The following is a 21,107-nucleotide window of genomic DNA, read 5'->3' as shown; positions in this document are numbered from 1 at the left end:
CGCTTACCAGCGCTCGCCCAGCAGGTTGGGCTGGATACCCTTGAACAGCTTGTGATTGTCATGGGGGGCCTTGACCCCGGCCTCGAACTCGGACCGGAAATACTTCATCGCACTGCCAAGGGGCTCGACGGCGCCGGGGGCATGGGCACAGAAGGTCTTGCCCGGGCCCAGGAAACTGACGAGCTGTTCCAGGGTCGCGAGATCCTCGGGTTGGCCCTCGCCCCGCTCCAGCGCCCGCAGGATCTTGACGCTCCAGGGCAGGCCGTCGCGGCAGGGGGTGCACCAGCCGCAGGATTCGCGGGCAAAGAACTCCTCCATGTTGCGCAGCAGGGAGACCATGTTGATGCTGTCATCCACCGCCATGGCAAGGCCCGTACCCATGCGGGTGCCCACCTTGCCGATGCCGCCAGCGTACATCTGGGCATCCAGGTGTTCGGGCAGCAGGAAGCCGGTGCCGGCGCCGCCCGGTTGCCAGGTTTTCAGGCGATAACCGGGCTTCATGCCGCCGGCGTAGTTTTCGAACAGCTCGCGGGCGGTGATGCCAAAGGGCAGCTCCCACAGGCCGGGATTGTTGACCTTGCCGGAAAAACCCATCAGCTTGGTGCCGTGATCTTCCGAACCCGGCAGTGCCAGCCCCTGATACCAGGCCACACCGTTGCCGATGATGGCGGGGACGTTGCACAGGGTTTCGACGTTGTTGACGCAGGTCGGCTTGCCCCAGACGCCGGAGACGGCGGGGAAGGGGGGTTTGGCCCGCGGGTTGGCGCGCCGTCCTTCCAGGGAGTTGATGAGGGCCGTCTCTTCGCCGCAGATGTAGCGACCTGCGCCGGTGTGGACGAACAGCTCGAAGTCAAAGCCCGAGCCCAGGATGTTCTTGCCAAGCAGCCCCGCGGCCTTGGCCTCTTCCACGGCGCGGCGCAGGTGGATGGCGGCATCCACGTACTCGCCGCGCAGGAAGATGTAGCCGCGATAGGCCTTGAGAGCCCGGGCACTGATGATCATCCCCTCGATCAGCAGGTGGGGCAGCTGCTCCATCAGCATGCGGTCTTTGTAGGTATTGGGTTCCATCTCGTCGGCGTTGCAGAGCAGGTAACGGATGTTCATGCTCTCGTCTTTGGGCATCAGGCCCCACTTCACGCCGGTGGAGAAACCGGCGCCGCCGCGTCCCTTGAGGCCGGCATCCTTGACGGTGCTGACGATGTCATCCGGGCTCATCTGGCCAAGGGCCTTGCGGGCGGCCTCATAGCCCTGTTTTGCCTGATACTCCTCGAGCCAGACCGGCTGGCCGTCGTCCCGCAGGCGCCAGGTGAGAGGGTGGGTCTCGGCGGTGCGGGGGATGCGGTTGGCGGTGCCGAGGGAGGCAAGCGTCTTGCCTGGCTGAATGCTCATGGGTAAGCCTCCAGGGTTTTCAGCAGGCTGACGGCATCGAGTCCGCCATAGGTATCGTCATCGATCATGATGGCCGGCCCCTTGTCGCAGTTGCCGAGGCAGCAGACGGGCAACAGGGTGAAGCGGCCATCCGGGGAAGTCTGACCGGGGGCCAGATTGACGACCTCTTTCAGACCGGCAAGCAACTGCTCGTGGCCGTTGATGTAGCAGACCATGCTGTCGCAGACGCGGATGATGTGACGACCCACCGGCTGGCGGAAGATCTGGCTGTAGAAGGTGGCGACCCCTTCCACGTCGCTGGCGGGGATGCCGAGCTCGGCGCCGATGGCGTGAATGGCGCCGTCAGGCACCCAGCCACGGGCCTGTTGCACTATCTTGAGCGCTTCGATGCTGGCTGCACGGGGATCTTCGTAGTGGTGTTTCTCGTGTTCGATGGCATCGCGCTCAGCCTGACTCAGGACGAAATCTCCCTGCTGGCTGCTGCATGCCCCTTGCCCTTGTGGGGTCTGGTTATTGTGACACTGACATTGGCTCATGACTTGACCTTTTGTGGCTTGTCCCTTTACTGCGCGTCTTGCCCTTCGCCCCGGCTGCCGGGGCGAGAGGACTCAACGATCCACATCTGACATAACGAAATCGATACTGCCTAGGTAGACGATAAGATCCGACACCATCTGGCCGCGGATCACCGAGGGGATCTGCTGCAGGTGAGCAAAGCTCGGGGTGCGGATCCGGGTCCGGTAGCTCATGGTGGAGCCGTCGCTGGTCAGGTAATAGCTGTTGACCCCCTTGGTCGCCTCTATCATCTGGAAGGACTCGGCGGCCGGCATGACAGGCCCCCAGGAGACTTGCAGGAAGTGAGTGATCAGGGTTTCGATGTCCTGCAGGGTGCGCTCTTTGGGCGGTGGCGTGGTGAGCGGGTGATCCGCCTTGAAGGGGCCCTCAGGCATGTTTTTCATGCACTGCTCGATAATGGACAGGCTCTGGCGGATCTCCTCGATGCGCACGGTGGCGCGGTCGTAGGCGTCCCCGTTGCTACCCACCGGCACCTCGAACTCGAACTGATCGTAACCGGAATAGGGGCGCCATTTGCGCACGTCAAAGTTGAGCCCCGTGGCCCGCAGACCGCCCCCCGTGGTGCCCCAGGCCAGGGCCTGGGCCGTGTTGTAGGCGGCGACGCCTATGGTGCGGCCCCGCAGTATGCTGTTGCGCATGGCCGCCTTTTCATACTCCATCAACCGCTTGGGCAGCCAGCTCAACAGGTTGTCCTGGATGAGGCGGGTCCAGCCGGCAGGCAGATCGTGGGCCACGCCGCCGATGCGGAACCAGGCCGGGTGCATGCGGGCCCCGGTGATGGCCTCGATGATGGTGTAGATCTTCTGGCGGTCCGTGAAGGTGAAGAAGACCGGGGTCATGGCCCCCACGTCCTGAATGTAGGTGCCAAGGAACAGCAGGTGGCTCTGGATACGGAACAGCTCCGCCATCATCACCCGGATCATGTCGACCCGCGCCGGCACCTTGATGCCGGCCAGCTTCTCGACCGCCAGCACATAGGGCAGGTTGTTCATCACGCCGCCCAGGTATTCGACCCGGTCGGTGTAGGGGATGTAGCTGTGCCAGGACTGGCGCTCGCCCATCTTCTCGGCGCCGCGGTGGTGATAGCCGATGTCGGGCACGCAGTCGCGGATCTCTTCCCCGTCGAGTTGCAGCACTAGGCGGAAGGCGCCGTGGGCGGAGGGGTGGTTCGGCCCGAGGTTCAGGAACATGTAGTCCTCGTTCTCGTTGCCGCGGGCCATGCCCCACTCTTCCGGCTTGAACAGCAGGTTGTCCTGCTCCTGATCCTGCTTGACCGCATCGAGCATGAAGGGATCAAACTCGGTGGCGCGCGCCGGGTAGTCCTTGCGCAGGGGGTGCCCTTGCCAGCTCTTGGGCATCATGATGCGGGTCAGATGAGGGTGGCCATCGAAGGTGATCCCCATCAGATCCCACACTTCCCGCTCGTACCAGTTGGCGTTGGGGAAGTGGCGGCTGACGGTGGGCAGATGGAGATCGCTCTCCTTGAGCGCCACTTTCAGCATCACGTCGGCGTTACGGTCGATGGAGATGAGGTGATAGAAGACGGTAAAGTCGCTCTCTGGCAGGCCGTGGCGATGGCTGCGCATCCGTTCGTCGGTGGCGCTGAGATCGAACAGCATCACGAAGGGGGAGGGCAGCTTTTGCAAGAAGCCCATCACGTCCAGCAGCAGATCCCGGGAGAGCCAGATGACCGGCACGCCGGTACGGGTACTCTGCACGGTGAAGCGCTCGGCACCGAAGTGGGCGAACAGCTCGCCGACCACCTGGGCATCGGCGTGATCGGCGGTTTGCCACTGGGCCATGGTGTAATTGCTTGGGAATTCTCGAGTCAGTTTCATGATCAGATCTCATCCGGCGTGCGCAGGTTGGTCACGTTGATCCGCTCGCCGCGCTTGCGTTCCTTCTCGGATTGCATCTGGGGACGGTAGATCCCCTGATCCCCCACCACCCAGGAGAGGGGGCGGCGTTCCTTGCCGATGGACTCCTGCAGCAGCATCAGGGCTTGCAGGAAGGCCTCGGGGCGGGGCGGGCAGCCCGGGATGTAGACGTCGACCGGCAGGAACTTGTCGACGCCCTGTACCACGGAGTAGATGTCATACATGCCGCCGGAGTTAGCGCAGGCCCCCATGGAGATGACCCACTTGGGCTCGAGCAACTGCTCATAGAGCCGCTGGATGACAGGGGCCATCTTGATGAAGGGGGTGCCGGCAATCACCATGAAGTCGGCCTGACGGGGGGAGGCTCGTATGACCTCTGCGCCGAAGCGAGCCACGTCGTGGGGAGAGGTGAAGGCGGTACACATCTCCACGTAGCAGCAGGAGATGCCGAAGTTGTAGGGCCAGAGGGAGTTCTTGCGGCCCCAGTTGACGGTGTCTTGCAGCACCTCTTCGAGGCGCCCGATCATGATGCCGCGGGTCGCTTGCTGCGCCAGTGGATCATCGACGGTCTGGCGCTGTTCCTGGGGGTAGCGCTCAACGGGCGCATCCGGGTCAATCCGGGTCAGGGTGTACTTCATGGTGCAACCTCAAAGAGATAATCGGTAGTTCAGTCTGGTTTCTTGTCAGTCAGGACACGCTTTTTCGGGGCCCAGTCGAGGGCACCAATGCGCCACAGGTAGAGGAGGCCTACCAGCAGCAGGGTGATGAAGATGGTGGCTTCGATGAAGCCGACCCAGCCGCTCTCCCGAACGGAGACGGACCAGGCAAAGAGATAGAGGGCTTCGACATCGAAGATGACGAAGAACATGGCGACCAGGTAGAACTTGGCGGAGAAGCGCAGGCGGGCGTTGCCGACGGAATCCACCCCGGATTCGAAGGGTTTGTTCTTGGCACGGCCATAGGCGCGTCCCCCCAGCAAGGCCGCCAGGCCTATCATGGTCAAGCAGATACAGATGGCGCCAATGACATAGACAGCAAAAGCCCAGTGCTGGACGGCAATATCAGCAAACATATAGGTTTTTCCCTAACCAAATTAATCATGTGACTTAACAATGACGTTACGTAGTATGCCACTTTCGTACTGATTTACATGTCATTTCAAAGGATTAATTATTAATCAACGGGATGAAAATTGTGTTTTGCTAGCGGGGTCAACTTTCTCGTTTGAGAATTGTTTTCAATCGTTTTTATGTAGCAGAAAAAAAACGGATAGTTTGAAAATCCGGTGGATGGCAGGAAACAAAAGACCCCGCATGGCGGGGTCTGTTTCAGGGTTGGAGAACGGGGAGGCTCTGCTCTGCCGCCTTGCCCTGGGAGAGCACGATCTCCACCCGGCGGTTGGCCTGGCGGTGAGCCGGGGTATCGTTCGGATAACGGGGTTGGGTATCCGCCACCCCCTGGGCGATCAGCCGTCGTGAATCCAGTTTGGGGTTGGTCAGCAGGGTGTGGGTGATGGTGGCCGCCCGCAGCACCGACAGCTCCCAGTTGTTGCGATAGAGCTCCACCGGCGCCTGGGAGTTGTCGGTGTGACCGGTGACCACCACCATGCCGGGAATGTCCGCCAGCACGTCCGAGACCTTGTTGACCAGGGGAATGAACTGGGGCTGCAAGAAGGCGGAGTCGGCCGGGAACAAGGTCTTCTCGCCGATGCGGATCACCAGTTGGCTGCCAAGCTGCTCCACCTCGATCTCTTTGGACTCGATTTGGCTCTTGAGCTGCTGATCCAGCTTCTGCTTGGTGACCGTGACCCAATCCTGCTCCTTGGTCTTGTGGGGCCAGGACTCCGTGGCCGTAGGTTTCTCCGAGGAGCCGATGGTCTCGTTGAAAGGGTCGGCCGCCGCTGCGGGCGTCTGGGTATCCAGCACCTGCTCTTTCTGGGAGGTATTGGGGGTGGTCTTGGACTCGGGTTCCAGTATGCCTGTGCCCCCCTGCATCACGGGGGAGCCGGCGGGAAGGGAAACCAGCCCTATCTTGCCAAGAGATTCGATAAAGCCCTGAATGAGCACGCGAGTCTCCGACTGCTTGGCCATGGCGAAGGAGTAGAGCACCACGAACAGGGCGAACAGCAGTGTCATGAAGTCGGCGTAGGAGACCAGCCAGCGTTCGTGGTTCTCCGGCGCCTCAGCCTTTTTCTTTTTCGCCACTGTGGCCTCCGAGGTAAGGCTCAAGGGTCACTTGCAGCCGTTGCTGTGACTCGCCGTCCACGATGCAGAGGATGCCGGTGAGGGTCATCTCCTTGTAGTGGCGGATCTGGTGGGCAAACGACTTGTAGCGGTTGCCGAAGGGCAGGAAGATGAGGTTGGCGGCCGACACCCCGTAGATGGTGGCGATAAAGGCCACCGCGATGGCGCCCCCCAGCTTGTCGGGGGCATCCAGCAGGCCCATGGCGTGAATGAGGCCAAATACGGCCCCGACGATCCCCATGGTCGGGCAGTAGCCCCCCATGGCCTCGTAGAATTTGACGGTCTGTTCGATATCTTCCTGCTCGAACTCGATCTCGTTTTCCAGTACCTCGTGGATTTTGGTCTTCTCGTAGCCATCGACCATCATCTGTACCCCTTTTTGCAGGAAGGGATCCTTGATGTCGTCGATCATGCCCTCCAGTGCCAGCATGCCACTGCGCCGTGCATTGCCCGCCAGGGTTTCAAGCAGTTGGGCCTGCTCCAGCATGTCGAGGCGCAGGGGAGTGATGAGCCACTTGAAGCGCTTGAGGGTTTTACCAACCACGGAGAAAGGAAACTGGGTCAGTGCGGCACCGACGGTACCGCCGATCACGATGAGAAAGGCGGGCAGATCGAGCAGGGCGCTGGGGTGCCCCCCTTCTATCATGTTGCCACCCAGAATGGCTGCCAGGGCCAGCAGCAAGCCAATAAGACTCATTTGTCCATATCCCTATGCGATGTGTGAGGCTAGTGTAGCCATTTAACTATCAGTTTTTCAAAACGATATCCAATCGGTGAGCAATATCCGAGAGGTTGCGCAGACCCGGTAGTGTCCGGTGGCATCGGCCTGTGCCGCCTGGTCAGCAGAGCAGGTTGACGGCGCTGGTATGGCAGGACGAGGCAGTTATCCAGGTGATATCACAATATACTGTGCTATTCGTGAGAGTATGTTGGTTATTTATATCGTCATTTTCTCTTTGCTTGGCGTGATAAGCTGTCAACGAGAAAGGGCTGGCTGCCCTCGGGGCATCTCCCCTGTCGGCAGAGATCAGAGAGGCGGAAGGGATGGGATTGGCTGGGCGGCACTCGGCCAGGTATCGCGGCAAACCGTTTTTTCTGGCTCCGCCGATGACGGGTTTCTCCTGCCAGGGGGTTGGCAGACACCTTGAAGCAAAAACCGATCCTGAGGTCAGTTCTTCAAGCTGTACGCTGGGTCGGGATTGACTCGCGTCATCCCTGGCGCTCGCCCCTGGCCGTCCAGTCGGGCTATCCTGCCCGCCTGTCAACAGGGGTCGAACCGAGCCGCCCATCGCCAGATAAAGTAAAAGGCCCCGTCGCAAGACGGGGCCTTTTACTTTATCTGGCGGTGAGGGAGGGATTATTCCCCCCTGCGTGGCTCACCCCTTCGGGGCGACCTGCGGCCGTTCATCGCAGCAAGCTGCTCTGCTCGAACCCGACGAGGCTTCTCACCTTCTCTCCATCGGCATCGGATGTTGCCATGTCACCAGATGCAAAAAACCGACCCTGAGGTCGGTTTTTACAATTTGGTGCTGGGTCGGGATTGACTCGCGCCGTCCCTGGCGCTCGCCCTGCGGGCAGCCTGCGGCTGTCCAAGGGGGCTGTCCTGCCCCCTTGTCGAACCCGGCGAGGGTTCTCACCCTCCCTCTATGGGTATCAGGGGATACGGTAAGCCCAGATGCAAAAAACCGACCCTGAGGTCGGTTTTTAAAATTTGGCGGTGAGGGAGGGATTCGAACCCTCGATACGTTGCCGTATACACACTTTCCAGGCGTGCTCCTTCAGCCACTCGGACACCTCACCAAATTTTTACTGCTTGAAGTGGCTTTCGGAGCACGCTGCGCGTGCATCTTGCCGACTTCGTCGGTGGGCAGCCTCTCGGATACCTCACCAAATTTCGGTCTGTGATTTAACGTGTTCAGCCAACACGGTGTTCGCTGCGCCGTTGCGCTGGAACGGGGCGTAATTTAGGGGAAAGGGCTGCCTGGGTCAACCACTTTTCCCCTTATTTTTCATAATCTTTATCGAGTGCCTATCCCTTGAACAGAATGCCGGTTTTTTAATCCCGTTCAAGGCTTGTCGAGAATGATCAGGCTGTCAGGCAGCTCGTTCTGATCCCGGGTTGCGGGGAAGGCGTCGGTCAGAATGGCGCTGGTGCGCTCCACGCACTCCAGGAACCCCTGCTCGACCTCCTTGTTGCGTACCCGAACCACGAAGTCGTCGATGATCTGCTGCCACAGGGTGTTGTCGATGTGCTGGGCGATCCCGTCGTCTACCAGGATCTCCACATAGTGCTCCGCCACCGAGACGAAGATGAGCACACCGAGCCGGTCCCGGGTGCGGTGAAGTCCCTGCTCGACAAACTGCAGGCGGGCCATCAGGGCGGCCCGGTGACGGCGTACCTTGTTGGGAATGAGCCGCATCTTGATGGGCGTCCAGTGGAACAGCAGGCTCAGCAGCAACCAGACCGACCACTGCACCAGCAGGATCTCGTACCAGCCAAGCCAGAAGCCGAGCTGGAAGACCAGCAGGGGGGTGAGCATGGCCAGCAGGGCGGCCCACAGGGTCGGGATATAGCGATAGCCATCGCTGGCCGGGGCCAGCACGGTGACCAGTTCGGCATCCGTGGCCTGCTCGGCCTGTCGAACCCTGGCCTGCAAGGTGTGGAAAAACTGTTTCGAAATCATCTTGTTGTCTCTTTTTCCCTGATTACCAACCGCCAGATGCACCGCCGCCGCCAAAGCTGCCGCCGCCACCACTGAAACCGCCACCACCACCGCCAGTGCGGCCGCCAAAGGAGCCGGCACCGAATCCACCGGCCATGTAGGCGGCCCGGCGACGTCCTCCCGGCCCACCGCCGCCGCCGCGCAGGTTGTGCAGCACGATCATCGCAATCACCACCAGGATGAAGAGCCAGGGACCTCCCTGCTTGTCGGCGTTGCTGGTGTTGTCCACGGGCTGATACTCCCCGGCCAGGGCCTGCATGATGCCCTGGCTGCCGGCGAGGATGCCGGCCACCATGTCACCGCGCTTGAAGGCGGGCAGGATCCGGGTCTGGATGATATTGGCGGCGATGGCGTCGGGCAGGGCACCTTCCAGGCCATAACCCACCTCGATGCGCACCTTGCGCTCGTCCTGGGCGATGATCAGCAGAACGCCGTTGTTCTTGCCTTTTTGGCCGATGCCCCAGTGGCGACCGAGCTGGTAGCCGTACTCTTCGATGGTATCCCCCGCCAGCGTGTCGATGGAGACCACCACCAGCTGGACGCCGCTGCGCTTCTCGAAGACGGCCAGTTGCTGTGCGAGCTGGTGAGCCTGCTTGCGGGACATCAGATTGGCCTCGTCCACCACTCGCCCTGTCAGGGCCGGGAAATCGGGGGCGGCATGCAGCGCCGTGGCACAGAGCAGCAGACAGAGCGCCAGCCAGCGTCTCATCACGTTCATTGGAAGCTGACCTTGGGCGCCTCATCGGCACCGGGTTTGGCGCTGAAGGTGGGTTTGGCTTCCAGATCGGAGTAGAGCAGCTTGGACCAGATGACCCCGGGGAAGGTACGGATCTCGGTATTGAACTGGCGTACTGCTTCGATGTAATCCCGTCTGGCCACCGCGATGCGATTCTCGGTGCCTTCCAGCTGGGCCTGCAGGGTCAGGAACTGCTGATCGGCCTTCAGATCCGGGTAGCGCTCGACTACCACCATCAGCCGGGAGAGGGCGCTGGAGAGCTGCTCCTGCGCCGCCTCGAACGCCTTGAGCTGGGAGGGGTCACTTACCTGCACGCTGCCGACTCGGGCACGGGCATCGGTGACCGCCTTGAGCGTCTCCTGCTCGTGGCTGGCGTACCCCTTGACGGTGGCCACCAGGTTGGGAATGAGATCGGCCCTGCGCTGGTACTGGTTCTCGACCTGTCCCCAGCTCGCCTTGACCTGCTCATCCAGGGTCGGAATGGTGTTCATGCCGCAGCCGGTCAAGCCCAGCAGCAGGGTCAGGGTCAGCAGGGCACGGGTACCACGCTGCCAGAGTGAAGTGGCCATCTTGTTGTTCTCCATTGATATTTCTCTCGGAAATAGGTTCACCATAACAGCTTGTGGTCAGCCCTCACAACGCCTGGGTAACAGGGGGGCGCGGTAGCTCATCGACACCTTGGGCAGCTGGGGTTTGTCCTTGAGCCAGGAGGCCAGCTCCTCCCCACAGCCATTGCCAGGGGGAATGGGAGCCTGGGGCTGGCAGTCCGGACTGTTTGCCGGGCAGCGCAGGCGCACGTGAAAGTGGCTGAAGTGGCCGACCCAGGGGCGCAGCTTGCCGACCCAGGCTTCACCGGGTGCCTGTTTGCACACCTCGGCCTTGATGACGGGGTTGACGAAGATGCGCGCCACCTCGGGGCGATCAGCCGCAAGGCGCAGCAGATTGAGTTGCCTGGGGCCGAATCGGCCGGGCAGTATCCGGTAGCTGGGTTCGTCGATCAGCGCCCACTCCCTGGGGGCATCCTGCTCCCAGCGGCTGATGGGCCTGTCAGCCATCCTGAACCATATGTCGGCATCCAGGCCGGTTTGGTGGCTGCGATGACCTGAGGTAAAGGGTCCCCCGTGCATCATGGCGAGGTCTGCGATATAGAGATCCGGCATGCCGGCCAGTCTGGTCTGGTTGGCCAGATGCTGCAGGTAATGGATGAGGTCGGGGTGACCGTAATAGCGCAGCCGTTTGGTGCGGATCACCTGATAACCAGGACCTTCGAGGGGCAGGGCCACGGCATTTTTCAGGCAGCCGGCGGAGTAGCCGCCGATGGCCTCGGCATAGAGTGTGCTCGCGGACAAGAGCAGGGCGGTGGCGAACATGGGACTCCCGGGATGGCGCCCAGTGCGGGCTCAGACAGCCCCAAGCATACCAAGAGTGGCGGCTGGCCGTCATCCGTGTCGCGGTGGCGGTTGCATCGCGGCGCGTCGCTCGCGCACAATGCGCGGCAACGCAGCGACGGCAAGGCCGTTCGCATCACAGAAGGAGAAGAGAAGATGAGAGTCAGTGAGCTGGCAGCGCAAGAGAACGTGCGCTGGCTGATGCCCCCGGCCCGGCGGTTTTACGGGGTGATGATCTGCCTGTTGCTGGCGAGTCTCGCCACTGTGGTGGCCGCCCTCTGGCTGGGATATCCCGACATGGGCCTGCTGCCCTGGGTCGGGGTGGTCTTTGGCGGTATCGTGCTGGTGATGATGGTGTTGCCGCGCAACTGGCAGCGCTGGCGTCTGGCGGAGCTTGCCTGGGATGAACGCCATCTCTATCTGCTCAATGGTGGCGAAGACCGGGCGTTGGCGCTGCCCAGGGCCGTGCTGGTGGGCATGGAGCGGGATCGCAAGGTGGGACACGATGGCCAGTGGCTCGATTTCAGCCTGGATCTCGGGCTGGATGAGGTGACCCTGGCGACGGCCACCAGCCTGCTCGGGTTGTCCCGGGAAGGGACTCACGAAGTGGCCCCCGGGGTCTATCGATTCGGGTTCAAACGTGCCTGGCATGGGCGTCGTGCCCTCGGCACATTGCTGGCCGAACTGCACCCACTCTGACTATTTTCTCGACAATTCATCCCAATGCTCAGATACTGCCTCTGATTCGATTTGATCTTTCCTGCTCTGATAACCCAAGAGATCAAGGACTTGGGATACGAAGCTGGAAGTGCCATGGCATGATGCCGTGGCTGGTCCGGCAGGGGGGTTGTGCCCTTACTCCCAGGTCGGTGGATGCATAGATAAGGCACCTTGAATCGAGAGTGGATGGCATGAAGATTTACGTAGGTAATCTGTCGTACCGGATGACGGCCGACGAACTGACAACCGTGTTCAGCCAATTTGGGCAGGTAGACAAGGTCGATATCATCATCGACCGCGATACCGGTCAGTCCAAGGGGTTTGGTTTCATTGAAATGCCGGTCAATGGTGAGGCCGAGAAGGCCATCGCCGAGTTGCACGGCACCGAGGTCGGCGGCCGCACCATCACGGTCAATCAGGCCAAACCGAAGACGGATGCACCCCGTGGTCGCCCCCAGCGCCATCGTTGAATCGTCTCGATAACGGAAAACGGCATGGAATCCTCCATGCCGTTTTTGTTTTCAGGGTCTGGTGCAGACTCAGGGAACGTCATAACCCAGAGCGGCCTTGCGGATGCGGAACCACTGCTGGCGAGTGAGCTCAATGGACTCGGCTGCCACGGCGGCGGCGATCCGCTCCCGTTTGCCGGAGCCGATGAGGGGCAGCGGCTGACTCGGCAGCATCATCACCCAGGCGTAGACCACCTGCTCCAGACAGTCGGCGCCCACCTCCTGGCGGATCTGCTCGAGTTCCGCTCGCAGCGGGACATAGTCGGGGGCATGGAACAGCCGCCCGCCGCCAAGGCAGGACCAGGCCATGGGCTTGATGCGCAGTTGCTGGCATTGATCCAGGGCACCATCCAGCGTCCCCTCCTGATGGAGCGGGGAGATCTCCAGCTGGTTGGTGACCAGGGGGAAGGGCAGGCGGGATTGCAGCAGGGCGAATTGATGGGGCGTGAAGTTGGAGACCCCGGCGTGCTTGATCTTGCCTGCCTGCTTGAGGGTGATGAAGGCGTCGGCCACCTCGTCGGCGTTCATCAGGGGGTCGGGGCGATGGATCAGCAACAGATCCAGATAATCGGTGCCGAGCTTTTGCAAGGAGGCTTCGGCACTGGCGACGATGTGTCCCTTGCCGGTGTTGTAGTGATTCAGGGCGTGGGCCGGATTGGCGGTGAGGGCGATGCCGCACTTGCTGACGATCTCCATCCGATCGCGCAGGGAGGGTTCCAGGCGCAGGGCATGGCCGAAGGCCTCCTCGCACTGGTAGCCACCGTAGATGTCGGCGTGATCGATGGTGGTGACCCCGAGATCAAGGTGATATTTCATCAGGTCCAGCAGGGCGGCGGGGGAAAGCTGCCACTCCATCAGGCGCCAGTAGCCCATGATGAGGCGGGAGAAGGTGGGGCCTTGCTCGTGCAGGGCTAGACGGGATACGGACATGGTGACTCCTCTGGAGATAACAATGCGAAAACAAAGGGGCAAAATCATGTGCCAGCATCTTGGTCTCTTCCGGCGGACAAGGCAATAATGCCCCCTTCGCGAATTCGAACTATGGTTCTGACTCCGACGGGTCAAGCTCCCGGTGTCAGTGAGAGGAGAAGGGGTGATGGAAGGATTTGCCGCCAGGCTGCAAAGCCTGATCGGGGAGGGGAGCGTGAGCGCTTTTGCCCGCAAGGTGGGGTTGAGTGAAGCCCTGATCCGCAAGTATCTGAAAGGGGCCGAGCCCGGCCTTGGCAAGGCGAACCAGATTGCCATGGGGGCCAACTGCTCGCTGGAGTGGCTCGCCACCGGTTGCGGGTATCTCTATCGTCAGGCCGAGGTGGTGGACAGGGACGCGCTGGCGGCGGCGGGGGCGCTGGTGCAGGAGACCCGTCCGGGAAAGCCCATGCCGGACGAGGAGCAACTGGTGACCCTGCTCGCCTATTATCAGTTCCTGCGCAGCCACAAGCAGGCGGACGGTTTTCTGGACCTGGCCCGGGCGCGGGAGTTTGGGCGCCATCTGGCCGAGGCCTGAGCCTGACGAGTGTTCCCGGCAGTCCGCCATTCTTCTGATACCCTCTAAGCAGTGATCAAATCCAAGGACACGCAGATGAGCTATCTGATCCTGGGCAGTGGCGGGTTGGGCAGTGCGCTGGCACGGGAGCTGGCCAGACGGGGCGAAGAGTGGTTGCTGGCGGGCAGGCAACTGCCCAGGGGGCTGGATCCCGCCTGCTACTTTCCGCTGCAGGAGGTGGACCCGCTCTCCTTTGAGGCCCTCTTTACCCTCTATGACAGCACCACCCTGCCGACGGTAGTGATCAACACCATAGGCCTGCTCCATGATCTTGCCCACATGCCGGAGCGGCGGGTGGAGGAGGTGACCCCCCAATGGCTCGAAGAGAGTCTGCTGGCCAATGCCTGGCCCCACCTGGCCCTTGGTGCCAACCTCAGCCGGCGCATGATGTCCCAGAGCACGCTCTGGCTCTGCACTCTCTCGGATCGGGCGGGAAGCCTGGAGAAGGGGGGCGAGGAGGCCATGTGCCACTACAGCTACCGCATGAGCAAGGCCGCCCTCAACATGGGATCCCGGATCCTGGCGGGTGAGTGGGCAGGACGTTTTCCCGGCGCCGGTGTCATCACCGTGCATCCCGGCCTCATGAATACCCCCATGCAGCAACCTTTTCTTCAGGAGATGGATCCCACCTTGCTGCAGGACCCCGCCGAGGTCGCCGTCCGCCTGCTGGATCTGATGGCCACACTGACGCCCGCGCACTCGGGCCGTTTCGTGGATCTGCAGGGTCAGTCGCTGCCCTGGTGAGCCGCCGGGCTCACATTCCCGCTTGCCGTTTCTTGCCAGCCGGGTGTCGGCTGGTTAATGTCATCGTCCTGCATCAGGAGGATGACATGCGCTATATCGATTTACGAAGTGATACCGTGACCCAACCCACGGAAGCCATGCGCCAGAGCATGCTGCATGCCGAGGTGGGAGACGATGTCTATGGGGAAGATCCCAGCATCAATGCGCTGGAGCGCCGCGGCGCCGAACTGCTTGGCAAGGAGGCGGCTCTGTTCGTGCCCTCCGGCACCATGTCCAACCTGCTGGCCATGATGAGTCACTGCCAGCGTGGGGAAGGAGCCGTGCTGGGGGCGGCTTCCCACATCTATCGCTACGAGGCCCAGGGCTCTGCCGTGCTGGGCTCGGTGGCCCTGCAATCGGTCCCCATGCAGGCGGACGGCACTCTGGCCATCGAGGATGTGCGGGGGGCCATCGCTCCCGATGATCCCCATTTCGTCCAGACGCGCCTCGTCTGCCTGGAAAATACCCATAACGGCAAGGTGCTGCCATTGACCTACCTGCGCGCCATGCGCGAATTCGTCGACGAGAAGGGGTTGAAGCTGCACCTGGACGGGGCTCGCCTCTTCAATGCGGTGGTGGCGAGCGGGGAACCGGTGGCCGCCATCGCGGCGCCTTTTGACAGCATCTCTGTCTGCCTCTCCAAGGGACTGGGGGCACCGGTGGGTTCCCTGCTGGTGGGATCGGCTGCGTTCATCGCCCGCGCCAGACGGCTGCGCAAGATGCTGGGGGGCGGCATGCGCCAGGGAGGGATCCTGGCCCAGGCCGCCCTGTTCGCGCTGGATCAGCACGTTGCCCGGCTGGCGGATGATCATCGCCGCGCCAGGCGTCTGGCAGAGGGGCTGGCCGCGTTGCCAGGCATCACACTCAACATGGGTGAGGTGCAGACCAACATGGTATTCCTGCGCCTGACTCAGGGGGATCCCGCCACCTTGCTGGGTTTCATGAAGGAGCGCGGTATTCTCTTCTCCGGCTACGGGGAGCTCAGGCTAGTGACCCACCTGCAGATCACCGACGATGACATCGACGAGGTGATCGACGCCTTCACCGAGTACCTGAGTGGCTGACGCCATTCCCCATCGCAACAACAAGGGCGCCATCGGGCGCCCTTGTTGTCATGGCCGGGTCGGTCATCCCTGTCGCTGGCCGGTGATCAGCATGGCCTCGTCGGTGGCGTCATAGATCATGATGGCCAGGTGGGTGACCTCTCCGGCGAAGTCGGCCAGCGGCACCAGGGTCAGGTTCTGGTACATGTAGGGGGCCGATCCCGTGATGGGGCGGTAGTTGGAGAAGCGCAACAGGTAGGGGCGCTGCTCCCAGGTGCTGAAGGCACGGTTGTTGAGCTTGAACACCATGTTGGCCTTGCGCTCGAACCAGGCCTTGTCCACATCGGGGAAGAGCGAGAACAGCCCCTGATCGCGCACCTCGCCTGCCAACCGGCCGCTGTGACTCTCCATGAAGCCGTTCCACACCTGGATCCGGTACTCCCTGTCGAGCACGACCAGCCCCACGTCCAGATTCTGGACGATGTTCATCAGCCAATGAAATTCCCGAATGTCCATGGTCACTCCTGGTGGTTGCTGCCGCGGAGCGGTCAGAGCATGTGCATGATCTTGTTGTTCATGGTGGCGATGGAATCTTCGGTAAACAGCAGCAAGAGATCGCACTGCACCGCATAGCCCTGCACCCGATAGTTGATCTCGATGGCCAGAGTGCGGCGCCAGCGGCTCTGGTTGGTCCGAATGAGATCCTGAATGGGCCTGTGCTGGCCCAGCACCACGGGGTGACCCTGGCTAAAAGGGGTGTCGAGCTGGTTGGCATAGCCGCGCAAGAAGGCGCCAATCAGCACGTTGGCGGTGTCCATCAGCAGTTCCAGCTCGGCGCCGTGATCCAGCTCCCCCTGATGGTTCATCAGGCGGGCCAGGTCCTGGAAGCTGGCATCGTGGAACAGCAGCAGGGCCTCCCCGGCGATCCCGGCCCCGATGAAGCCCTGACAGACCGCAGAGAGCGTCTCCGACTCGGCGGCGGCCGAGAGCGCCATGTGCAGCTCGGAGACCTCCAGCACGTTGACGTTGGGGATGGGGAGCAGCACGAAGGCGCCGAGCAGGCGGGCCAGCAGATCCGCCCCCTGGCCCATGGCGACGTTGGCCAGCTCCTGATAGACATCCCGCAGCTCGGGGGTGAACTGGATGCTGCTCTGGGCAGCCTGGTGGCTGGCGACGGGCTGGTGCTGGATGGCCGTCACCTGGGTGGCTGATTGCCACAGACCGTGGCGCTTGAGCAAGGCAAGGAGGGTGTCCGGGGAAGCCGGCTTCTTGATGAAATCGAGGGCGCCAAGAGCCATGACACGCTCATAGGCTTCCGGCTGGATGTCGCCGGAAACCACGATCACCTTGCTGCGCACCCCCTCTCGCTTGAGGGTCTCGAGCACGCCATAACCGTCCATCTCCGGCATGGTGAGATCGAGAAAGATCAGGTCCCCGTGCCCCATCAGGATCTGCTCGACCCCTTCCAGTCCGTCCGCGGCCTGGTGCAAGGTGACACCCCAATCGGCGGGCAGGGCGCGCACCAGCTGTTTGCGCGCGAACCCGGAGTCATCACATATCAATACATTCATAGTGTTAGCCGACCTGTGTAACGAGGATTGCGCTAAGTGTGGGTCATCAGCCGTCAGATGCAACGGGCAGCGGCTGCGCCGGTGAAAATTGATCGTTCTGCTGGCGGGTACGATAGCGCTCAGAGTGCTTCTCGACGAAATCGGCGAACATCTTAACACGCAACGGGGTGAACCGGGGCTGACAATGGAGCATGTAGAAGGGACGTTTTCCCGACTGCCAGTCCGGCAGGACGGGGACGAGCTGACCATCTTGCAGGAAGGGGTGCACATAGTGCTGCGGGGCGTTGACGATGCCGAGGTGGCGCTGGGCTGCCCGCACGGCGGCCTGGGTCTGGTCGATGCAAAGGCGGGGAGTGCGCTTGATGCAGATCGTCTGTTCGTCCCGCCCGCTCAGTTGCCAGTGCTGGTGGGGCCAGCAGTAGATGAGATCGTGCTCTTCCAGCTGGGTCGGGTGGGAGGGCACACCCATCTTCTCCAGATAGAGGGGGGAGGCGAACAGACCGTACTGGATGTGACCCAGACAGAGGGCGTTGGGCAGGGTCTGGGGGAGCTCGCCGTTGAAAAAGACCAGGTCCCTGTCCTGATCTGCCTGGAGGGCATGATCGTTGGACTGGCGGATGTCGAACTGTACCCCGGGATAGCGCAGGCCGAAGTCCGCCAGCATGTCGACCAGGATGGTGTTGGAGAGGGCGATGGGGGCCGCGAGGCGGATGAGGCCGCTGATGTCAGTCTCCTCACCCCGGATTTCGCCGGTGGCCTGCTCTATTTCCGCAAGGGGGGTACAGAGGCGCTCGTAATAGCGCAGCCCTTCGTCCGTGAGACGCAGCTTGCGGGTGGATCTGTGCAGCAGGCTGCATCCGAGCTGCTCTTCCAGTTGGGAGATACGTCGACTGATGGTGCCGGTCGGCATGCCCAGCGCAGCGGCGGCGTGGGAGAAACCGCCCTCTTGCACCACCTTGACGAACAGATAGAACTCTTCGATGTACTTCATAAGCGGTTTTAGGGGGTGTTCTGGCTGTAACAAGCCAGTGACCTTATGAAGAGTCACCGGGCTTGGCAAGCGCAATCCGGCGTTTAATTGATCTGGATTAGATTCGACTCGCGCTGGTATTGCTGGAGCAGATGGACGAAATCTTTCGGGGATCTGTCCAGGCTGTTGTCGGGCACCAGCAGATCGTACCCCAGCAGATCCCGCAGCCGTGCCATGCGGTTGCCGAGCATGGCGATCACCCCCTCATAGCGCTGGCCGGCGGGTGAGCAGAAGCGGCTCTCCTCCAGCAGTCCCTCTCCCAGGAGCCCACTGCCGCACCCTCCGGTCGGGCAGTCGGAGCGCTCGCTTCGCATGGCCTGCATCAGCACGGCGCGCTGCTCGGTGAGCAGACGGACGGCGAGCCGGGGTGTGATCAGCGTCAAAAAAGCGTCGTAATCCTTTATTTTCAAACCGATGTAGGGCAGCTCCACCAGATCCCACCCCAAATGGATACGTGGTTGGTCAATTCGCTGAATATTTCTCCATTTCAGGATCCAGCCGCCGTACTTGTGATGGTATTGCAGGCAGTCCTGACACAAAGAGAGACTAAAATGAGGCTCACCCAGTTTCCAAGCCCCGACAAGAATTGTCATCAGGCCCGCCAGGAGGAGGGAAATGGCGGGGATTAGTAGTTGTTCACGAAGAAAAAAAAGTATAAAAATCATAGCAATGGTTATCACCATGCCCAACAATACCAGTGTGAGTCCATTTCTTCTTACCATGGGGATCACATGTAGCGTTTTCATATGATTTCGGCCTTTTTTCATCCGTTTGTTATCCGATTATGGGCCGGAACGGATTTTGTACCAGCGCGAATGCTCCTGTCAGGGGGCGCAAGCGACTGGTTCGACCATGAGCTTTCAGCATGAATCATCACTCAACATGAATACGCTAGACGAACGCCTGCTCACCGTGATGGATGTCCTCCACACGCCGGTCTGGGTCTATGACATCCAGCGTCATCATATTTACTGGGCCAACGATGCTGCCCTCGGGCTCTGGGAGGCGAGCTCCCTGGCCGAGCTGAAGTCCCGGGATTTCTCCGCCGACATGGCCGCCGCCATCGATCTGCTGCTGCAACGCTATCTCGGCGATTTCCAGCAGGAGCGCAGTTACAACGAGTGGTGGACCCTCTCACCCAAGGGGGTCAAGAAGCAGGTCTATCTGCGTCTTTCCGGGATCCAGCTTGCCGGACGGCAGATGATGATGGCGGAAGCGGTCATCGATGCCGACACCCTCTATCAGGAGTCCTCCCTCGCCACTGGCGACACCCTGGCCTGTCTCTTTGACAACGAGGGGCGCCTCGAGAGCGGCAACCATCACTTCGACATGTGCTTTGGCACCGGCATTCTGACGCTGCCCCAGATCTTCTCCGGTGCGGACGAGGCCTTCTATCGTCGCCTCTCCCGTCTGGACGAAGTGGTGGCTGAAGGGGAGTGTCGCACCCAGAAGGGGATGCGCTGGTTCCAGTACCAGTTTCGCCATATCCAGCAGGGGGCACGGATCCTGCTGACCATGCGGGACATCACGGATCGCAAGCTCGAAGAGCTGGAGCATCGCCACCTGGCCTGGCACGACTCCCTCACCGGGCTGCTCAACCGCTACGGCCTGATGAAATCCCTGGAAGCCTATTGCGGCCTCGGGGGGCGCTTTGCCCTGGTGTTCATGGATCTGGACAACTTCAAGCTTGTCAATGACAACTACGGCCACAAGGCAGGGGATCGCCTGCTGGAGCGGGTCGCCGGACGGCTCAAGCAGATCTGCCCGCGGGACGTGGAGCTGGCGCGCCTTGGCGGGGATGAGTTCACCGCCCTGGTGCCCCTCAACCAGGCGAGCGATCGGGCCCAGGAGGTGGCGGATCTCATGCTCTCCCAGATGAGCAAGCCACTGCAGCTGAGTGGTGTCCCCGAGGTCACCATCGGCGGCAGCATCGGCATCGCCATCTACCCGGACGACGCGGATGATGGCGACAATCTCATCACCCGTGCCGACATGGCCATGTACCAGGCCAAGCAGATGGGGCGGCTTCGCTGGCAGCGCTTCACCCCCAGCATGCAGCAAAGCCTGCATCGCAAGCTGACCCTCAAGCAGTTTCTGGCCAAGGCCGTCGGCCGGGGGGAGCTCAGCCTGCGCTATCAGCCCCAGGTGGATGTGGCGCAAGGTTGGGTCATCGGTTTCGAGGCCTTGGTACGCTGGTACAATCCCGTGCTTGGCCATGTGTCGCCGGCGGAGTTCATTCCGCTGGCCGAAGAGATGGGGCTCATCCGGGAAATCGGAAGCTGGGTGCTTTCCACCGCATTGGCCCAGATGGGGGAGTGGCAGCGACAGGACGGGGTGAGGGTGCCGGTGTCGGTCAATCTCTCGGGCTTTCAGCTCTCTGCCAGTTTGCCGGAGCTGGTGGCCCAACTGCTCGAGGCATTCTCGGTGGAGGCGGCACTGCTGACCCTGGAGCTGACCGAGACGGTGCTGATGCTGGACATGAAGGGGTGCATCGAGATCCTCGACGCCCTGAGCGAGCAGGGGATCAAGATCGCCATCGACGATTTCGGCACCGGCTACTCGTCGCTTGCCTACCTCAACCGGTTGCCCATCGACACCATCAAGCTGGACCGCTCCTTCGTGGTGGGGCTCAACCTGCCGGTGATCCGGGCGACGGTGGCCATGGCCACCAGTCTGGGGCTCGGGATCCTGGCGGAAGGGGTGGAGGAGGAGCACGAGCTCGCGGCCCTGCAGACCCAGGGTTGCCATGTCTTCCAGGGATTTCTGTTCAGCCGTCCCATGACACCGGAAGAGGTGGCGGCGGCGGGGTTCGCAGTACAGTGCCGGCTGGGCCGCTATCCCCTCGCAAACCATTGAGAAAGTTGTCGATAAATGTGCGGCATCTCCCATTTATGAAGTGCGAGATGCCAAATTAAACATAATTAATCGAATTTTTGTCTCATATCATGGGATCCATTAGACGTTATCGCTAGTATG

At 61.6% G+C, this 21,107-nt stretch carries 22 protein-coding genes, 1 tRNA gene and 1 other RNA gene; 6 read left to right on the top strand and 18 right to left on the bottom strand.

The features are described from left to right. Nucleotides 1-3: 3 nt before the first annotated feature. From nuoF to mepA, 13 genes are all read right to left on the bottom strand, one after another. Entirely contained in the window at nucleotides 4-1,389 is a 1,386-nt protein-coding gene (gene nuoF, locus ACNPAA_RS11230; protein ID WP_042016644.1) for an NADH-quinone oxidoreductase subunit NuoF, read from the bottom strand. Then, complete coding sequence (gene nuoE, locus ACNPAA_RS11225; protein WP_010675030.1) at nucleotides 1,386-1,925, bottom strand: NADH-quinone oxidoreductase subunit NuoE; 540 nt, start codon at nucleotides 1,923-1,925, stop codon at nucleotides 1,386-1,388. Before nuoE ends, nuoF begins: the two co-directional genes overlap by 4 nt. Before the next feature lie 72 nt (nucleotides 1,926-1,997). After that, the gene (nuoC, locus tag ACNPAA_RS11220) at nucleotides 1,998-3,803 is read right to left on the bottom strand and encodes an NADH-quinone oxidoreductase subunit C/D (RefSeq protein ID WP_041211563.1); all 1,806 of its coding nucleotides are present in this window, start codon (nucleotides 3,801-3,803) and stop codon (nucleotides 1,998-2,000) included. Between the two features lie 2 nt (nucleotides 3,804-3,805). After that, nucleotides 3,806-4,480: a NuoB/complex I 20 kDa subunit family protein gene (locus ACNPAA_RS11215; RefSeq protein ID WP_010675028.1), complete on the bottom strand. Its 675-nt coding sequence runs from the start codon at nucleotides 4,478-4,480 to the stop codon at nucleotides 3,806-3,808. A gap of 29 nt (nucleotides 4,481-4,509) precedes the next feature. Beyond that, nucleotides 4,510-4,914 carry an NADH-quinone oxidoreductase subunit A gene (locus tag ACNPAA_RS11210; RefSeq protein WP_039038710.1) on the bottom strand — a complete coding sequence of 135 codons (405 nt, stop codon included), beginning with the start codon at nucleotides 4,912-4,914 and terminating at the stop codon, nucleotides 4,510-4,512. 256 nt (nucleotides 4,915-5,170) lie between these two features. After that, entirely contained in the window at nucleotides 5,171-6,046 is an 876-nt protein-coding gene (locus ACNPAA_RS11205; RefSeq protein WP_010675026.1) for a flagellar motor protein MotB, read from the bottom strand. After that, entirely contained in the window at nucleotides 6,024-6,782 is a 759-nt protein-coding gene (locus ACNPAA_RS11200; RefSeq protein WP_039038709.1) for a flagellar motor protein, read from the bottom strand. The genes ACNPAA_RS11205 and ACNPAA_RS11200 overlap by 23 nt, the downstream gene beginning before the upstream one ends. Nucleotides 6,783-7,425: 643 nt before the next feature. After that, nucleotides 7,426-7,554, bottom strand: a non-coding RNA gene (locus ACNPAA_RS11195) — RtT sRNA. 243 nt (nucleotides 7,555-7,797) lie between these two features. After that, nucleotides 7,798-7,885, bottom strand: a tRNA-Ser gene (locus tag ACNPAA_RS11190). 266 nt (nucleotides 7,886-8,151) lie between these two features. Next, nucleotides 8,152-8,769 carry a TPM domain-containing protein gene (locus ACNPAA_RS11185; RefSeq protein ID WP_069785146.1) on the bottom strand — a complete coding sequence of 206 codons (618 nt, stop codon included), beginning with the start codon at nucleotides 8,767-8,769 and terminating at the stop codon, nucleotides 8,152-8,154. 22 nt (nucleotides 8,770-8,791) lie between these two features. Then, nucleotides 8,792-9,526 (bottom strand): TPM domain-containing protein, encoded by a 735-nt coding sequence (locus ACNPAA_RS11180; RefSeq protein WP_124243908.1) that lies wholly within the window; start codon nucleotides 9,524-9,526, stop codon nucleotides 8,792-8,794. Next, nucleotides 9,523-10,128 carry a LemA family protein gene (locus ACNPAA_RS11175; protein ID WP_010675022.1) on the bottom strand — a complete coding sequence of 202 codons (606 nt, stop codon included), beginning with the start codon at nucleotides 10,126-10,128 and terminating at the stop codon, nucleotides 9,523-9,525. The genes ACNPAA_RS11180 and ACNPAA_RS11175 overlap by 4 nt, the downstream gene beginning before the upstream one ends. Nucleotides 10,129-10,170: 42 nt before the next feature. Then, the gene (mepA, locus tag ACNPAA_RS11170; protein WP_128296954.1) at nucleotides 10,171-10,914 is read right to left on the bottom strand and encodes a penicillin-insensitive murein endopeptidase; all 744 of its coding nucleotides are present in this window, start codon (nucleotides 10,912-10,914) and stop codon (nucleotides 10,171-10,173) included. A 174-nt stretch (nucleotides 10,915-11,088) separates the two neighbouring features. On the opposite strand from mepA, the gene ACNPAA_RS11165 reads away from it, so the two are divergent. Beyond that, complete coding sequence (locus ACNPAA_RS11165; RefSeq protein WP_039038705.1) at nucleotides 11,089-11,631, top strand: hypothetical protein; 543 nt, start codon at nucleotides 11,089-11,091, stop codon at nucleotides 11,629-11,631. 212 nt (nucleotides 11,632-11,843) lie between these two features. Beyond that, nucleotides 11,844-12,122, top strand: coding sequence for an RNA recognition motif domain-containing protein (locus ACNPAA_RS11160; protein WP_029314670.1), 279 nt, complete (start codon nucleotides 11,844-11,846; stop codon nucleotides 12,120-12,122). 69 nt (nucleotides 12,123-12,191) lie between these two features. On the opposite strand, the gene ACNPAA_RS11155 is transcribed toward ACNPAA_RS11160, so the two are convergent. Then, entirely contained in the window at nucleotides 12,192-13,091 is a 900-nt protein-coding gene (locus ACNPAA_RS11155) for an aldo/keto reductase (protein WP_200163641.1), read from the bottom strand. 166 nt (nucleotides 13,092-13,257) lie between these two features. Between ACNPAA_RS11155 and ACNPAA_RS11150 the strand changes: the two genes are divergently transcribed. The 3 genes from ACNPAA_RS11150 to ltaE all read left to right on the top strand — a co-directional run bounded on the left by ACNPAA_RS11150 (nucleotide 13,258) and on the right by ltaE (nucleotide 15,551). Further along, nucleotides 13,258-13,665, top strand: a complete 408-nt coding sequence (locus ACNPAA_RS11150; protein ID WP_039038703.1) for a transcriptional regulator — start codon at nucleotides 13,258-13,260, stop codon at nucleotides 13,663-13,665. Nucleotides 13,666-13,740: 75 nt separating this feature from the next. Further along, nucleotides 13,741-14,448, top strand: a complete 708-nt coding sequence (locus tag ACNPAA_RS11145; RefSeq protein WP_200163642.1) for a short-chain dehydrogenase — start codon at nucleotides 13,741-13,743, stop codon at nucleotides 14,446-14,448. An 86-nt stretch (nucleotides 14,449-14,534) separates the two neighbouring features. Next, a complete protein-coding gene (ltaE, locus tag ACNPAA_RS11140; RefSeq protein WP_113070137.1) occupies nucleotides 14,535-15,551 on the top strand; it encodes a low-specificity L-threonine aldolase in 1,017 nt (338 codons plus the stop codon). 63 nt (nucleotides 15,552-15,614) lie between these two features. Here ltaE and ACNPAA_RS11135 read toward each other — a convergent pair whose 3' ends face one another. From ACNPAA_RS11135 to ACNPAA_RS11120, 4 genes are all read right to left on the bottom strand, one after another. After that, on the bottom strand, nucleotides 15,615-16,046 hold the full coding sequence (locus ACNPAA_RS11135) for a PAS domain-containing protein (protein WP_039038700.1): 432 nt from the start codon (nucleotides 16,044-16,046) through the stop codon (nucleotides 15,615-15,617). 32 nt (nucleotides 16,047-16,078) lie between these two features. Next, complete coding sequence (locus ACNPAA_RS11130) at nucleotides 16,079-17,101, bottom strand: response regulator (protein ID WP_161470303.1); 1,023 nt, start codon at nucleotides 17,099-17,101, stop codon at nucleotides 16,079-16,081. A gap of 46 nt (nucleotides 17,102-17,147) precedes the next feature. Beyond that, a complete protein-coding gene (locus ACNPAA_RS11125) occupies nucleotides 17,148-18,092 on the bottom strand; it encodes a LysR family transcriptional regulator (protein ID WP_104453020.1) in 945 nt (314 codons plus the stop codon). Between the two features lie 83 nt (nucleotides 18,093-18,175). Beyond that, a complete protein-coding gene (locus ACNPAA_RS11120; protein ID WP_417891768.1) occupies nucleotides 18,176-18,724 on the bottom strand; it encodes a DUF2982 domain-containing protein in 549 nt (182 codons plus the stop codon). A gap of 322 nt (nucleotides 18,725-19,046) precedes the next feature. On the opposite strand from ACNPAA_RS11120, the gene ACNPAA_RS11115 reads away from it, so the two are divergent. Then, complete coding sequence (locus tag ACNPAA_RS11115) at nucleotides 19,047-20,987, top strand: putative bifunctional diguanylate cyclase/phosphodiesterase (RefSeq protein WP_417891771.1); 1,941 nt, start codon at nucleotides 19,047-19,049, stop codon at nucleotides 20,985-20,987. Nucleotides 20,988-21,107 lie beyond the last annotated feature (120 nt).

Source organism: Aeromonas sp. PS2Canimalfood6 (assembly GCF_048276795.1).
Lineage (GTDB): Bacteria > Pseudomonadota > Gammaproteobacteria > Enterobacterales > Aeromonadaceae > Aeromonas > Aeromonas caviae.
Note: the sequence above shows the minus strand (reverse complement) of the source record. Positions and strands in the feature narration are given on the sequence as shown.

What these genes read in the sequence shown, in the direction of transcription:
- ACNPAA_RS11145 (WP_200163642.1), top strand. Translation starts at nt 13,741, where the DNA reads ATGAGCTATCTGATCCTGGGCAGTGGCGGGTTGGGCAGTGCGCTGGCA.
- ACNPAA_RS11130 (WP_161470303.1), bottom strand. Translation starts at nt 17,101, where the DNA reads ATGAATGTATTGATATGTGATGACTCCGGGTTCGCGCGCAAACAGCTG.
- ACNPAA_RS11115 (WP_417891771.1), top strand. Translation starts at nt 19,047, where the DNA reads ATGGATGTCCTCCACACGCCGGTCTGGGTCTATGACATCCAGCGTCAT.
- ACNPAA_RS11165 (WP_039038705.1), top strand. Translation starts at nt 11,089, where the DNA reads ATGAGAGTCAGTGAGCTGGCAGCGCAAGAGAACGTGCGCTGGCTGATG.
- ACNPAA_RS11200 (WP_039038709.1), bottom strand. Translation starts at nt 6,782, where the DNA reads ATGAGTCTTATTGGCTTGCTGCTGGCCCTGGCAGCCATTCTGGGTGGC.
- ACNPAA_RS11135 (WP_039038700.1), bottom strand. Translation starts at nt 16,046, where the DNA reads ATGGACATTCGGGAATTTCATTGGCTGATGAACATCGTCCAGAATCTG.
- ACNPAA_RS11120 (WP_417891768.1), bottom strand. Translation starts at nt 18,724, where the DNA reads ATGACAATTCTTGTCGGGGCTTGGAAACTGGGTGAGCCTCATTTTAGT.
- ACNPAA_RS11125 (WP_104453020.1), bottom strand. Translation starts at nt 18,092, where the DNA reads ATGAAGTACATCGAAGAGTTCTATCTGTTCGTCAAGGTGGTGCAAGAG.
- ACNPAA_RS11150 (WP_039038703.1), top strand. Translation starts at nt 13,258, where the DNA reads ATGGAAGGATTTGCCGCCAGGCTGCAAAGCCTGATCGGGGAGGGGAGC.
- ACNPAA_RS11210 (WP_039038710.1), bottom strand. Translation starts at nt 4,914, where the DNA reads ATGTTTGCTGATATTGCCGTCCAGCACTGGGCTTTTGCTGTCTATGTC.
- nuoE (WP_010675030.1), bottom strand. Translation starts at nt 1,925, where the DNA reads ATGAGCCAATGTCAGTGTCACAATAACCAGACCCCACAAGGGCAAGGG.
- mepA (WP_128296954.1), bottom strand. Translation starts at nt 10,914, where the DNA reads ATGTTCGCCACCGCCCTGCTCTTGTCCGCGAGCACACTCTATGCCGAG.
- ACNPAA_RS11180 (WP_124243908.1), bottom strand. Translation starts at nt 9,526, where the DNA reads ATGAACGTGATGAGACGCTGGCTGGCGCTCTGTCTGCTGCTCTGTGCC.
- ACNPAA_RS11215 (WP_010675028.1), bottom strand. Translation starts at nt 4,480, where the DNA reads ATGAAGTACACCCTGACCCGGATTGACCCGGATGCGCCCGTTGAGCGC.
- ltaE (WP_113070137.1), top strand. Translation starts at nt 14,535, where the DNA reads ATGCGCTATATCGATTTACGAAGTGATACCGTGACCCAACCCACGGAA.
- ACNPAA_RS11160 (WP_029314670.1), top strand. Translation starts at nt 11,844, where the DNA reads ATGAAGATTTACGTAGGTAATCTGTCGTACCGGATGACGGCCGACGAA.
- nuoF (WP_042016644.1), bottom strand. Translation starts at nt 1,389, where the DNA reads ATGAGCATTCAGCCAGGCAAGACGCTTGCCTCCCTCGGCACCGCCAAC.
- ACNPAA_RS11155 (WP_200163641.1), bottom strand. Translation starts at nt 13,091, where the DNA reads ATGTCCGTATCCCGTCTAGCCCTGCACGAGCAAGGCCCCACCTTCTCC.
- nuoC (WP_041211563.1), bottom strand. Translation starts at nt 3,803, where the DNA reads ATGAAACTGACTCGAGAATTCCCAAGCAATTACACCATGGCCCAGTGG.
- ACNPAA_RS11185 (WP_069785146.1), bottom strand. Translation starts at nt 8,769, where the DNA reads ATGATTTCGAAACAGTTTTTCCACACCTTGCAGGCCAGGGTTCGACAG.
- ACNPAA_RS11175 (WP_010675022.1), bottom strand. Translation starts at nt 10,128, where the DNA reads ATGGAGAACAACAAGATGGCCACTTCACTCTGGCAGCGTGGTACCCGT.